12 protein-coding genes are annotated in these 13,337 nt (G+C 37.8%); 9 read left to right on the forward strand and 3 right to left on the reverse strand.

The features are described from left to right. Positions 1 to 605 precede the first annotated feature (605 nt). The gene (locus tag P176_RS0109590) at positions 606 to 1,136 is read right to left on the reverse strand and encodes a tetratricopeptide repeat protein (protein ID WP_026754501.1); all 531 of its coding nucleotides are present in this window, start codon (positions 1,134 to 1,136) and stop codon (positions 606 to 608) included. A gap of 527 nt (positions 1,137 to 1,663) precedes the next feature. Between P176_RS0109590 and P176_RS20825 the strand changes: the two genes are divergently transcribed. From P176_RS20825 to P176_RS0109635, 9 genes are all read left to right on the forward strand, one after another. Continuing rightward, positions 1,664 to 3,388 carry a WYL domain-containing protein gene (locus P176_RS20825; protein ID WP_026754502.1) on the forward strand — a complete coding sequence of 575 codons (1,725 nt, stop codon included), beginning with the start codon at positions 1,664 to 1,666 and terminating at the stop codon, positions 3,386 to 3,388. 58 nt (positions 3,389 to 3,446) lie between these two features. Next, entirely contained in the window at positions 3,447 to 4,580 is a 1,134-nt protein-coding gene (locus tag P176_RS0109600; protein ID WP_026754503.1) for an NAD(P)/FAD-dependent oxidoreductase, read from the forward strand. After that, on the forward strand, positions 4,577 to 5,290 hold the full coding sequence (locus P176_RS0109605; RefSeq protein ID WP_026754504.1) for a methyltransferase domain-containing protein: 714 nt from the start codon (positions 4,577 to 4,579) through the stop codon (positions 5,288 to 5,290). The genes P176_RS0109600 and P176_RS0109605 overlap by 4 nt, the downstream gene beginning before the upstream one ends. 93 nt (positions 5,291 to 5,383) lie before the next feature. Next, positions 5,384 to 6,436 carry a type III polyketide synthase gene (locus tag P176_RS0109610; protein ID WP_026754505.1) on the forward strand — a complete coding sequence of 351 codons (1,053 nt, stop codon included), beginning with the start codon at positions 5,384 to 5,386 and terminating at the stop codon, positions 6,434 to 6,436. A gap of 4 nt (positions 6,437 to 6,440) precedes the next feature. After that, positions 6,441 to 7,238 (forward strand): enoyl-ACP reductase, encoded by a 798-nt coding sequence (locus P176_RS0109615; RefSeq protein ID WP_026754506.1) that lies wholly within the window; start codon positions 6,441 to 6,443, stop codon positions 7,236 to 7,238. Between the two features lie 20 nt (positions 7,239 to 7,258). Then, positions 7,259 to 7,720: a 3-hydroxyacyl-ACP dehydratase FabZ family protein gene (locus P176_RS0109620; protein ID WP_026754507.1), complete on the forward strand. Its 462-nt coding sequence runs from the start codon at positions 7,259 to 7,261 to the stop codon at positions 7,718 to 7,720. Between the two features lie 8 nt (positions 7,721 to 7,728). Continuing rightward, positions 7,729 to 9,000 (forward strand): beta-ketoacyl synthase, encoded by a 1,272-nt coding sequence (locus P176_RS0109625; RefSeq protein ID WP_037349226.1) that lies wholly within the window; start codon positions 7,729 to 7,731, stop codon positions 8,998 to 9,000. Between the two features lie 57 nt (positions 9,001 to 9,057). After that, positions 9,058 to 9,312 (forward strand): acyl carrier protein, encoded by a 255-nt coding sequence (locus tag P176_RS0109630; protein WP_026754509.1) that lies wholly within the window; start codon positions 9,058 to 9,060, stop codon positions 9,310 to 9,312. Next, complete coding sequence (locus tag P176_RS0109635) at positions 9,309 to 9,884, forward strand: 4'-phosphopantetheinyl transferase superfamily protein (protein WP_026754510.1); 576 nt, start codon at positions 9,309 to 9,311, stop codon at positions 9,882 to 9,884. Before P176_RS0109630 ends, P176_RS0109635 begins: the two co-directional genes overlap by 4 nt. On the opposite strand, the gene P176_RS0109640 is transcribed toward P176_RS0109635, so the two are convergent. Both P176_RS0109640 and P176_RS0109645 read right to left on the reverse strand, forming a co-directional pair. Then, positions 9,874 to 10,788, reverse strand: a complete 915-nt coding sequence (locus tag P176_RS0109640) for an ABC transporter ATP-binding protein (RefSeq protein ID WP_026754511.1) — start codon at positions 10,786 to 10,788, stop codon at positions 9,874 to 9,876. The two genes, P176_RS0109635 and P176_RS0109640, sit on opposite strands and share 11 nt — an antisense overlap. Before the next feature lie 67 nt (positions 10,789 to 10,855). Next, a complete protein-coding gene (locus P176_RS0109645; protein WP_026754512.1) occupies positions 10,856 to 13,333 on the reverse strand; it encodes an FG-GAP-like repeat-containing protein in 2,478 nt (825 codons plus the stop codon). Positions 13,334 to 13,337: the final 4 nt, after the last annotated feature.

The following is a 13,337-nucleotide window of genomic DNA, read 5'->3' on the forward strand; positions in this document are numbered from 1 at the left end:
CCACTTGGTGGTCTATTTTTAAAAGTGACCTTCTTTTACTAAGATGGATTTTGAATCCATTTTAAACAACATCTAAAGTGTTGCGCGTCTACCATTCCGCCACCACGCCAGGGCGTGGGTAGGATTCGAACCTACAATTGAATCTATTGCTCTAACCAACTGAGCTACTTCCCCATTATTTAAAGTTATTCTTTGCGGGGAAGATGGGAATCGAACCCATGACACATAGATGTGGTGGTTATTATTTTGGCAAATAACCATGGCCTCCAAGTCAAGTTGGATATAAAAACCTTATACGAAACCGCAACGATTTATACAATAGTGCTATACAGAAACACTTAACAAGACTTGCTTGATGTGGAAGCAGTGGGATTACTCACTGCTTTAATATTTTATTTTGGTGTTCGTGAATGCGAGGCATTTCAGTCTAACGAGCCAAACAATTGCTCAATGCTTCCAATGTTGTTATTTTAAAGAACTTTTGTGAAGCTCTGCCAACTCCTCGTCTGGCAGAGCGCTACTTTTAAAGTCTGATTCCAAAAGACTTCTAATTAATGACTCTGCAAATATGTTACGCTACTGCGCAATGTTTTTACGTAGTTAAATTATTTTTTATTTTTCTTCTTCTTTTTACGTTTTGACGTCTTTTTTTTGGGATTTATTTTCTTTTTAATCCTTGAAATTTCTGAATTAACCTGATTTATAAACCCATCGTTGTAACCAAAACGCTTTGCTTTTTTGTGAGCTTTGATCGCTTTTTTATGATGTTGCTCATATTCATAAAGTACGCCTTGAAAAAACCAGATTGTACCTCTATCAATACCTTTTACGGTAATTGCAAAGTCTATTAACTTCTGTGCTTCCTCATAATCATCGTTCCATATCAATACTAAAATGTAGGGGTAATACACCTTTTGAAAATCCATTTTGCTAGCCAAAGCTTCTGCGAAATAGTGCTTAGCTTTTTCATAATCGCCAATGTGTTCGGCGTGCAAACAGCCCATTAAATACAAAGCATATGCATTATGAGCTTCGTAAGACAAGGCGTAGTTTAGATTTTCTACAGTTTCCTCTAATTCGTATGGATAAGCGTCAATAGCTTTAAGCACGTAGTTGTTTAACAAATTCGTGTCCATTGTTTTATGTTTTAAAATTTTTGATAGAACCAAAATGGTATGCTTCAACTGCGCAAATACAAGCGCCGCTGTTATAACATCTGGTTTTTTTGAAAAACTGTTGTGGAAATTGGTTTAGCAGACTTGCTAATCACTGAAAACAAAAAATCCGAAACAGTTTTTAATTGGCTTCGGATTTTTCATTTATAATTTTGAAAAGTTTATCTAAAGATAATCACGAAGCATCACAAAAGGCAGAATTCCTTTTGGATGGATTTGATATGTTATAAATAAACTCATGGTTTCTTAATTTTTAATCAACTTGATTTTGGTTGAAATGCAATACAAAGATTTAGATTTATTTTTGACTTTTCAAAATTTATTTTTTTTGTAACTCGAAATTTAGACCCATAATACGAAGTATTATATTTTTTTCAAAAAAGCAAGAAATATTTACTAACCGATAAAATTTGAGTGTTTTTTTACACATACGCATAACTATTGCGCAGTAAATTTTTACTTTTATTTCAGCTTAAAACTTTGAGAAAATGGCAGTCAATAAAAATGCTTTAATTCGATATAAAACAATAGACAAATGTCTCCAGAACCATTTTAGAAAATGGACTTTAGATGATTTGATTGAAGCATGTTCTAATGTCCTTTATGAGTATGAAGGAAAAGATGTAGATGTGAGTAAAAGAACGGTACAATTAGATCTTCAAATGATGCGCAGTGACAAGTTAGGTTATAATGCGCCTATTGAGGTTTATGATCGTAAATATTATAAATATGGCCAAGAAGATTATAGCATTACCAATAGTCCTATTTCTAATCAAGATTTAACCAAATTATCTGAAGCGGTTTCATTTTTAAAACAATTTCAGGGCTTTTCTCATTTTGCAGAATTAGGAAGCATGGTACAAAAGCTGGAAGATCACGTTTATACCCAGCGTACACAAGAAAAATCATTGATTGATTTTGAGAAAAATGACCACTTAAAAGGGTTAGAGTTTTTAGATCAATTATATCAATTTATTCTGAAAAGAGAGGCTATTGAAATGACCTATCAGTCCTTTAACGCTAGGCAGGAAAGCACATTTACATTTCACCCCTATTTGCTAAAAGAATTTAGAAATAGATGGTTTGTAATTGGAAAGCGAAAACTTTCCGAAGGCATCATGAATTTAGCTCTAGATCGGATTATTTCGGTGCATAAAAGTGAAAGGTCATTTGTTTTGGATCATACGTTTAACTCTGAAAATTATTATAAGCAAGCCATTGGTGTTTCCATAAGCCCGTCAATGGAAGCAGAAACGGTTATGCTTTATGTTAACCATAAGCAGGCACCATACGTATTGACCAAGCCATTTCATCATTCTCAAAAAGAAATTTCTAGAGATCATCATGGCGTGACCATTTCCCTGGAGGTACAACTCAATTTTGAACTTGAAAAAGAAATTCTAGGTTTTGGCGAAGGCATTAAGGTGCTTGCTCCCGAACGCTTAAAACGAAATATAAAAGAGCGCTTGTATGATGCGATAGATGGTTACGAAACAGAAATCAATGATAAAAATTTACGAACTATTGCCAAACGACTTGAATTTAAAGGCTTCGGAATATTAAATCACGTGTATTCTAAACGTGATATTAGGAAGTTAAAAGTACAATTTGATACCTATATAAAAGAAAATGATGAACGGGCTTATGGAATGCGAGAAGTGCTTAAAAAAATGCCAGAAATTAGAGAAATTCTCTTTAATAAAAACTTAAGGAGACTCGTTAAGGCCATCGACAAGAAAGCATTTTTAACTAAAGCCATCTATTTCGATAAGTCCCCTAAAGATAATTGGTATGTGACCTGGCATCAAGATATTCCAATACATGTTTCAGAAAAAATAGAGACTGAGGGGTTTGAGGCTTGGACGATCAAGAACGATAATATTGGGGTTAGACCACCAGAGGAATTTTCAAAAAACACATTTGCCATGCGTATTCATTTAGATGATACTTCTCAAAAAAATGGTGCTTTACAAATCATTCCTGGGTCTCATAAAAAACAGCTAAACGATGATGATATTGCATTAATCACATCTAGCTCTATACCATTTGTGAGTGAGGTTTCCTCGGGTGGAGTTCAACTTTTAAAACCACTAGTGTTACATGCTTCCTCAAAATCAAAAATACAACGAAGACGACGGGTTATACATTTAGAATTTGCATCCATGCCACTGCCAAATGGTTTAACATATTCTGAATATGAGCCGCTGTTTTAGTGCTTTCAAGATAGAAATCTACTTATCTTTAAAGTTCTTTAATTAGCGCAAGCGCTTTATGCAGTTATTTAACTCCGAAATTTTGATCATTGGCGGCGGCCTAGCAGGACTTTGCTCGGCCATACATCTTTCTAAGGCTGGGTTCGCGGTTGTGGTCATTGAAAAGAATAGTTATCCAAAGCATAAGGTTTGTGGAGAATATGTGAGTAACGAAGTATTGCCTTATTTAGAATATTTGGGCATTGATGTTTTTGCCGAAGGTGCCAAGCGCATTTCAAAAATGGAATTGACCACCAGCAACAATAAAAAAATCTCACAACAATTACCATTAGGAGGCTTTGGCATTAGCAGGTTTCGGTTAGATGCATTATTGGCAGAGAAAGCCATGGCCAATGGTGTCAAAATGTTACAAAACACGGTATCTGATATTATATTCAAAAATGATAGATTTCAAATTGAAACTAAAGAAGGGGCCACTTTTGAATCCAAAATAGCGATTGGGGCTTTTGGAAAACGCTCTAACTTAGATGTCAATTTAAAACGTGATTTTATAAAAGAAAAATCGCCATATTTAGGGGTAAAGATTCACGTTAAAGGCGATTTTCCAGAAGATTTAGTGGCACTTCATAATTTTAAAGGAGGGTATTGCGGCTTGTCAAAAGTAGAGACCAATGCCATTAACCTTTGTTATATTACCAGCTTTAAAGCTTTTAAAAAGCATAAGGACATTGAGAACTTTCAGCAAAACGTACTATTTAAAAACAAGGCGTTAAAGCATGTTTTTAAATCTACTACACCCTGCTTTGATCAGCCGTTGACCATTAGTCAAATTTCCTTTGAAACGAAAAACCCCGTCGAAAATCATGTGTTGATGTGCGGGGATGCCGCCGGAATGATTCATCCCTTATGCGGAAATGGAATGGGTATGGCTATAAGAAGCGCGCAGTTGGCATCTCAACTTATTATTAACTACCTTCATGAAAAAATTGCATCTCGAGACATGTTAGAAAAAGCGTATACCTCTCAATGGAACGCCACATTTCAAAATAGATTACGAGCAGGACACTTGATAGCTGCTCTTTTTAGAAATGATAGGTTGGCAAGTATGGCCTTGCAAATTGTGAAATGGTGCCCATGGTTATTGGTTAAAATCATTAAAAGAACGCATGGTGAGCCCATGCAAATATCATGAGCGTTTTAGTCAATACAACATATCGCAGCAATGCCGAGGAAATCATGGACGATTTTGATTATCAAGGTCCGATTCTACATGATGCTTTAGATAAATTGGCGCAAATTAACCGCTGGTTAGGTGGCAATATCGTCACTTTAAATGGCTTAAAACGTTTGCTTGAAGATCATCCTAAAGAAAAAGAGCTCACCATTATTGATTTAGGCTGTGGTAGTGGAGACATTTTACGCCAGGTATCTCAATTTGGAAAAAAGAAGGGTTATAAGTTTCAGTTGATCGGGATTGATGCCAACGCACATACCGTAAAATATGCCGAGCAATTATCTAAAGCGTACGATAACCTTGAGTTTAAGGTGATGGATATTTTTTCTGAGGATTTTGATGCCTTAGACTATGACTTGGTGCTTACCACATTATTCTTGCACCATTTTAAGGATCAAGAGATAGTGTCCTTTCTTAAGTCTGTTATAAAAAAAGCCAGATTGGGTGTGGTCATTAATGACTTACACCGCCATAAGCTAGCTTACTATTTATTTAAACTCGTGTGTACAACCATAAAGAATAAAACGATTGTTGAAGATGGATTGACCTCTGTTCTAAGAGGTTTTAAACGAAAGGAATTGACGTCTATTTCCAATCAACTTGAAGCTGAGTATAGCATCAAATGGAGGTGGGCCTTTAGATACCAGTGGCTATTAAAAAGAAAATAAAAACCAACAGACCTTTTGACATTCAAAACCGTACGTCTGATTAAAAGAAAACTAATTTTTAATGATAAGAAATCTGTTTTCACCTAAAATACTATGAGCGTAAAAATAACAGCAGTAGCCAAGCAGCTACCTCAATATTATAAAGAAACCAAAGACATTATTCCGTTTGTAGACTTATGGATGCAGGGACAGGATAGCCGGTTTCAAAGAAAAGTAGTTAAGCTTTTTGAAGGTGCCGGTGTAGATAAGCGGTACTCCATAATGGCACCAGATGAGGTGTTTACCAAAACATCTTTTGAAGAAAAAAATGACATTTACAACAGAGAGGTCGTTAAGTTGGCAGAACAATCCCTAATCAAGGCCTTAGGAAAGGCAGCCTTAAACCCTACAGATATCGACTATATTATTACCGTGAGTTGCACGGGTATTATGATCCCGTCTATGGATGCTTATCTTATCAATAGTTTAAAGATGAAACAGGATATTGTGCGACTGCCTGTAACCGAAATGGGTTGCGCTGCTGGGGTTTCTGGGATGATCTATGCCAACAATTTTTTAAAAGCCAACCCTAACAAACGCGCTGTAGTAATAGCCGTAGAGGCACCAACCGCTACATTTCAGTTAGACGATTACTCCATGGTTAACATTGTAAGTGCTGCGATATTTGGTGACGGTGCAGCTAGTGTAATTTTATCGTCATACGAGGATGAGCAGGGACCAGAAATTTTAGATGAAGCGATGTATCATTTTTATGATGCAGAAACCATGATGGGCTTTAAATTAGTAAATACGGGGTTGCAGATGATTCTAGACAAAGCGGTTCCAGAAACCATTTCCAATCACTTTCCTAACATCATTCATCCCTTCTTAGAGCGTAATGATATGGATATTGAAGCGGTGGACCATTTGATTTTTCATCCGGGTGGAAAGAAAATTGTTCAAACCGTTGAGGACTTATTCGGAACACTCGGCAAAAACATTGACGACACCAAAGAAGTGCTTCGGCTCTATGGTAACATGAGCAGCGCAACCGTGCTTTATGTTTTAGAGCGCTTTATGGATAAAAATTTACCCAAAGGAGACATTGGACTAATGTTAAGTTTTGGCCCCGGATTCTCTGCGCAACGTATCTTGTTGAAATGGTAGTGCTATGGATAAAGAATTTAAAAATAAAAAGTATTGGGCGCTCATTCTAGGCGGCTCTAGTGGCTTAGGTCTGGCAACTGCCAAAAAACTGGCAGCGCACGGCATGAATATTTGTATCGTTCATAGAAATTCCAGATCGCAAGAAGAAGGTATTAACGTGCACTTCGAGGAGATCCAAAAGATGGGGGTTTCATTTAAAGCCTTTAATACAGACGCATTTAATCCCCATAAGCGAGAGCAGGTCATCGAGGAGTTAAAAGTTCTTTTTTCTGAAACGGGATGCATAAGAACTTTGGTGCACAGCGTTGCAAAAGGAAATTTAAAACCCATGCTTTCTGAGGATGCTCCAACATTAAAAACTGATGATTTTAGTCTCACCATCAATGCTATGGCCATTAGCTTGTATGATTGGACAAAGGCTGTTTTTGAAGCAAATTTATTTGCAAAAGACTCCAGAATTATCAGTTTCACCAGTGAAGGCAATACAAAGGCTTGGAAAAATTATGCTGCGGTATCTGCGGCCAAAGTCACTTTAGAAGCCATTACTAGAAATATGGCTTTAGAGTTTGCGCCACACGGCATTCGTGCCAATTGTATTCAAGCAGGAGTTACCGATACGGCCTCCTTAAGAATGATTCCTGGAAGCGATAAGATAAAAGCCCATAGCTTGTTGAGAAATCCCTTTGGCCGTTTAACACTTCCAGAAGATGTTGCAAATGCGGTCTACCTGTTAAGTAAAGATGAAGCCAGTTGGATCAACGGTTGCGTGATACCTGTAGACGGTGGAGAGCACATTTCATAGCCATTCAACTTCACCAACACATGAACAGTAAAGACATCATAGCGCGCTTACCTTACCAACATCCTTTCTTGTTTGTAGACAAGATTAGCACTATGTCTTCAGAAGGGATTACAGGCAACTACACCTTTCAAGAAGACTCCTATTTTTATCAAGGCCATTTTAAAAACCATCCCATTACTCCAGGTGTTCTCTTAACAGAATGTATGGCACAAATTGGGTTGGTGTGTTTGGGACTGTTCTTATTGGGAGAGGAATTCGAAACTGATGAACATACGTCCTCATCAGCACCACAAATAGCGCTCACTTCAAGTGAGATTCAATTCTTTTTACCGGTTTACCCAGGAGAGAAGGTGACGGTTATTTCAGAAAAAGAGCTGTTTCGTTTTCAAAAATTAAAATGCAAAGTCAAAATGTTGAACGACAAAAACGAATTGGTATGTCGCGGTACCATTTCGGGGATGTTGAATGTTCCTAAAACTTGAAAACACATATGAAATCAAATAGAGTGGTCATTACTGGCTTAGGTGTTGTAGCTCCAAATGGCGTTGGGCTTGAGGCGTTCTCAGAGTCCATAAAAAAAGGTGTTTCAGGCATTACTTTTCATCAAAACCTCAAAGACCTTAATTTTTCTTGCTGTATTGGTGGAATTCCTCAAATTTCCGAAGCAAAAAAGCTAGACTATTTGACGCCTTTGCAGTTGCGAGGATTTAACAGTTCGGGCATTTTATACGGATGTATGGCGGGTATGGATGCTTGGAGAGATGCGGGATTAGAGATAGATCCAGAAAGCGATGTAGATACGGATAGCGGTACCGTTTTTGGGGCAGGAACATCTGGCGTTGAAAAATTTCGTGAAGCCATTTACAAAATAGATGCTCATGATGTCAAACGTTTGGGAAGCACCGTTGTGGTGCAAACCATGGCCAGTGGCGTTAGTGCTTTTTTAGGGGGCATCATTGGTTTGGGTAATCAAGTGACCACCAATTCCTCCGCCTGTACCACAGGAACAGAAGCTATTTTGATGGGATATGAGCGCATAAAAAACGGACAAGCAAAACGGATGTTAGTTGGGAGCTGCAGTGATGATGGGCCTTATATTTGGGGTGGTTTTGACGCCATGCGGGTAATGACCTATAAACATGATGATACGCCAGAACAGGGCTCTAGGCCAATGAGTGCAACAGCTTCGGGCTTTGTACCTGGTTCTGGTGCCGGTGCGCTGGTCTTGGAGTCTTTAGAAAGTGCATTAGAACGAAATGTTCCTATTTACGCTGAGGTTTTAGGCGGAAATGTGAATTCGGGTGGTCAGCGAGGCGGAGGCACACTAACTGCGCCAAATGCCGAAGCCGTGCAACGATGTATCAAAGATGCTCTGAAAAATGCGGAAATTTCGCCAGAGGATATAGACACCATCAACGGCCATTTAACAGCTACTTCAAAAGATAGTCTTGAGATTGAAAATTGGACCTTAGCCTTAAATAGAAGTGGTAGTGATTTTCCTTATATCAACTCCTTAAAGTCTATGGTGGGGCATTGCTTAGCAGGTGCTGGAAGTATTGAAAGTGTCGCTACAATTCTTCAGTTAAAGGAGCAATTTGTCTTTCCAAATATCAATTGTGAGGATGTGCATCCTGAGATTTCAGCGCTTATTTCCGAAGAAAAAATTGTAAAAACGGCTTTAAAAACAGAGCTAAATATTGCTGCAAAAGCAAGTTTTGGATTTGGCGATGTCAATGGTTGTGTTATCTTTAAAAGGTATTAGCAAAATAGAAGATTTTAAATCGCTAATTGAGATTAGAATTGACGCAGCATAATTTTTATGAATAAAGACGAATTAATTGACAAACTAAAAGCCATCGTTAAACCTTATGTTCAAGACGAAGAGGCTTACAAGCAGTTATCAGAAGACACCGATTTTATTAAAGATCTAAAAATCAACTCTGCCAATTTGGTGGATGTTATTTTAGATGTAGAGGATGAATTTGATATCCGAATTGAAAATGACGATATGGAGAAAATGACATCTGTTAAAGCCGCCATGACTATTATCAATGAAAAGTTAGCTGCAAAATGATAGGCAACGATGTTGTCGATCTAAAACAAGCGGCGCTCGACTCGAATTGGCGGCGTCCTCGTTTTCTTGATAAAGTATTTACTGCGGAAGAACAACAACTAATTGCAAATGCATTAGATCAGCACCAAATGGTTTGGTTGCTCTGGAGCATGAAAGAAGCTGCTTATAAGCTCTATCTTCAAGAATTTGGAAAGCCTTTTTTCAATCCTAAAAAACTACAATGTTGCCTTGTTTCTTTGAGTGAAGGCACCGTTTGTGTTTTTGGAAACACCTATCATATTCAAACCGAATTTGTGGAAGATGGTCTACATGCAATAGCAACTTTAAAAGTATCTACTAGAAAGTATGCCAAGCTGTTTTTGATTTCAAGCGCCTCTCACAATGCGCAAAGCCAGAATGTACGAGAGCAGTTGCTGAAAGCTGTTTGCGAGCAAAAGTGCATCTCTGTTTCAAAATTAAAAGTGCTTAAGAGCAACTTAGGAATTCCGTATCTATCGGTTGACGGTTCTCGTTTACAACAGTCCGTCTCAATATCACATCACGGCCGATACGGTGGTTTTGCTATTTGCTAATTTCCAGAAAAATGGATTCTCCTTGAGGCAATGCGGATGGATGGTGAAAAAATAAGGTTTGTGTTGCGTTAGAGGCAGCAATCAAATAATAATGTCCTTTAAAATAACGCTCAATCACTGTCGCTTTTAAATTAGATTTCTCGACAACTCGAAGTTGATGCGCATAAACAATTTTGTCATTTATTACATTAAACTCTCCAAAAAAGGCAGCGATTAAAGTAGATTTAGGGTGTTTATAAAGATGTTCTGGTGTGTCGTTGGTGATAATTTTTGAATTGCTGAGCACGACCATACGGTCGGAAAACCCTAACACATCCTCTCTATCATGCGTGGCTACAATACAAGTAATATTATGAGCTTTTAAGTATTTAAAAACACGGCGTCTTAAGCCTTGTTTTTGGGCATTGTCTATATGGCTAAAAGGCTCGTCCAAGAGCATGATTTCCGGTTGCTTGGCCATAGCTCTGGCAAGGGCAACCCGCTGTTTTTGTCCGCCAGACAATCTGCTTACTTTGGTGTCTGCAAATTCAGTAAGCTCAACAACCTCTAATAACTCGGCAACACGCTCCTTTTTTTCTTTCTTATAAAAATTTGATAAATACTTGCCTACATTTTCAGCTACAGAAATAAAGGGCATCAAATCGAATTCTTGAGCGACATATTTCATAAAGTCATAACCAACCACCAAATTAAATTTTGGGCCAAGGATGGCGTTGTCTTTCCAATAAATATCACCTTTATTTAAATCGAATTCTCCGTGCAATAGCTTCAGCAATGTGGTTTTGCCAGAGCCGCTTTCGCCAATAATAGAAACATGTTCACCTTGAGCAACGTCAAACGAAATATCATCCAGAATTAAGGAGGATTTGTCATAACCAAAACGGAGCTGTTTTACCTGTAGCATGATGCAAAATTACCATAAAAAAACCGCTCAAATACATTTGAGCGGTTTTCTATTCAGTTTGATTATTCTATTTTTTAATGAATTTTCGCTTCATTACCTTTCCTTCAGACTCTAATCTTAAAAAGTAAATTCCAGCTTCTAAATGTGAGACATTTATAATATTGGATTCTAATTTACGGTTAAGTACTTTTCTACCATTAATATCAAAAACGGTGGCAATTTTATGAATTAGATGTCCAGAGGTCTTAATATTGAGCTGGTTTTCTACAGGATTGGGATATATAGACAGGTCAAGTAAGGTTTCATCAATAATGCTTAAAGTGGAGCCTTCAACAATGTTATGAGTGGTATTTATAGATGGATCTAAAATGTAATCTATAACTCCAGATGGCCAATAAACTGTGATGCTAATAATACTGGTCTCTGCTCCAATACCAAAATGAGTATTTAAACTACTCATAAATTCAAATCCTTCACCACTCCTAACATCTCTAATTTGGGTTCCCGCAGGTGTTTCTATTTCTACTCTCGCACCAATACCATTGATGTTGCTCGCCGTTCCAACAGTGTTTATTTTGATCCAGTTATTAGAATTTGTGTTATTCAAGTGAATGGTTCCAGCTCTAAAAACATCTAAGAAACCGTCATTATTAGCGTCTCCAATTGCACCACTTGGTGGCATATTTGCGGAATAATTTGTAAAGGTAAAATCTCCATTATTAAAAAGGATATCACCATTTGATAAAATATCCACGAAGCCGTCATTATCAAAATCGGCAGGCGCATTTTCGATACCTAAACTAGCATCTAAAACCCCAGAACCTGCGGTTACATCTGTAAAGGAGCCATCACCATTGTTCATCATTAACTTTGAGTCTCCATTGCTGGTATTACTGGCGCCAACATAGACATCCATATATCCGTCATTATTGAAATCGGCCCAAGCACTAGACCACGTTTGGACATTATCTCCTAAATTAGAAGAATTATTGTGCCCAACTTCAGGATAATTCGTATTGTACCAATTATTACTGTCGGCAACATTTGTAAAAACACCGTCGCCGTCATTGCGCCAAAGTTCATTGGTGCTTATGGTAGTAGAACCACCCCTGCACTTGGCAATAAACATATCCATGTCTCTATCATTATCATAATCAATCCATACGGTGGCGTAATTTCCTCCACCAGGCACTAAGCCTATGCCATTAGGTAATACTGTACTTTGACCTTGGTAGAACGTTAAGTTTCCAGATCCATCATTAATATAGTATACATTAGGTTCAATATCATGACACACAGAGGCATCTAAATGCCCATCATTATTGATATCAATAAAATTGGATCGCTGTGAAAACACGTATTCAGAGCTTGATACTTGTGTGTAACCTGTACCAGAGTTGTTGGCTTTCATAAACGTAACACCATTGCCGCCACCATATAATAAATCATTGTATCCGTTGGCATCAATGTCACCTACTGCCAAACTCCAATTCGGTAGGTTTTCTGCTGAACTGGTAGTTATAGTTGCACTATTAAAACCGCCTGTTGCGACTTGATAGTGAATATTAATGTCAGTTTCGCTTACGGAAACAATATCATCTAAGAAATCACCATTTAAGTCTACAAGTGCGATATCGTAAGCTCCAGAAGTGGCAATTGAATTGGGCGTAAATGAGACGGGGTAGCTTGGATCATCAAAGCCCGTTGTAAAGGCAATACTTATCCAACTGCTGTATCCATCTGTTAAGCAATTTGCTCTAACGTAAACCACATAATCAGTTTCTGGTGTTAAGTCGGTAAGACTGTATGAGTTGTCTGAAGAAAGCTCACCTGATGTAGGTAGGGCGTCAGTTGCTAAAGCTATAGCAACTTCCCAAGAGGTTTCATCATCTCCAGCATTCCAACTTACGTTGGCACTTGTAGACATGATTCCGCTTATAGATAAGGTATTTATACTAGGACAGGCAGGTGGAGTTATAGATACTATGGTTGGCGAATCTACACAATAGCCCCAACCAAAAGAATTATTATCATTATATGCAATGCGGTATTTAAAGTTTTGCAACTGGCTCTCTGTAAAGGACTCGATATTTAAAGACTCTGATGTAAAAGCCGTTGAGGCAATGCTACAAAAATTGTCATTAGTTGCTGTATTTTCGGCTAGTGCACTGCCAATGTTTGACCAAGTTGTTGTATCAGAATCCCAATACTCCACTTTAAGCGTTTCTGAAGCGGCAACATTTAGGGTATAATCAAAAGAAATATTAATATAATTTTCGCCAGCATCAAAAGCATTAGAAAGATCTATAACAGGTGACTCAACTGCAACATTGTTTATTGAGGGACCTCCGGCAGCATCATCATTAAAAGAAAAAGAGGAAGCACCTCCAGTGATTGTTGGGTCTGCTTCGAGAAAAGCGTCATCGTAACTACCTGACAAAGACCACTCATTGTTGGGCCAATTTGCAGCTTGGTTTAATTCTTGGGCTTGGAAGAACAATGTAGCTAAGCTTAAAATAAAAGTAAAGTGTAATGTTTTTTTCATAATC

The sequence above is a fragment of the Sediminibacter sp. Hel_I_10 genome, from assembly GCF_000688335.1.
In the GTDB taxonomy this organism is placed as follows: Bacteria; Bacteroidota; Bacteroidia; order Flavobacteriales; family Flavobacteriaceae; genus Psychroserpens.

Excerpts from the sequence above, each read along its gene's own strand:
- P176_RS0109625 (WP_037349226.1), top strand. The coding sequence starts at position 7,729 with ATGAAATCAAATAGAGTGGTCATTACTGGCTTAGGTGTTGTAGCTCCA.
- P176_RS0109590 (WP_026754501.1), bottom strand. The coding sequence starts at position 1,136 with ATGGACACGAATTTGTTAAACAACTACGTGCTTAAAGCTATTGACGCT.
- P176_RS0109615 (WP_026754506.1), top strand. The coding sequence starts at position 6,441 with ATGGATAAAGAATTTAAAAATAAAAAGTATTGGGCGCTCATTCTAGGC.
- P176_RS0109605 (WP_026754504.1), top strand. The coding sequence starts at position 4,577 with ATGAGCGTTTTAGTCAATACAACATATCGCAGCAATGCCGAGGAAATC.
- P176_RS20825 (WP_026754502.1), top strand. The coding sequence starts at position 1,664 with ATGGCAGTCAATAAAAATGCTTTAATTCGATATAAAACAATAGACAAA.
- P176_RS0109600 (WP_026754503.1), top strand. The coding sequence starts at position 3,447 with ATGCAGTTATTTAACTCCGAAATTTTGATCATTGGCGGCGGCCTAGCA.
- P176_RS0109635 (WP_026754510.1), top strand. The coding sequence starts at position 9,309 with ATGATAGGCAACGATGTTGTCGATCTAAAACAAGCGGCGCTCGACTCG.
- P176_RS0109620 (WP_026754507.1), top strand. The coding sequence starts at position 7,259 with ATGAACAGTAAAGACATCATAGCGCGCTTACCTTACCAACATCCTTTC.
- P176_RS0109645 (WP_026754512.1), bottom strand. The coding sequence starts at position 13,333 with ATGAAAAAAACATTACACTTTACTTTTATTTTAAGCTTAGCTACATTG.
- P176_RS0109610 (WP_026754505.1), top strand. The coding sequence starts at position 5,384 with ATGAGCGTAAAAATAACAGCAGTAGCCAAGCAGCTACCTCAATATTAT.
- P176_RS0109630 (WP_026754509.1), top strand. The coding sequence starts at position 9,058 with ATGAATAAAGACGAATTAATTGACAAACTAAAAGCCATCGTTAAACCT.
- P176_RS0109640 (WP_026754511.1), bottom strand. The coding sequence starts at position 10,788 with ATGCTACAGGTAAAACAGCTCCGTTTTGGTTATGACAAATCCTCCTTA.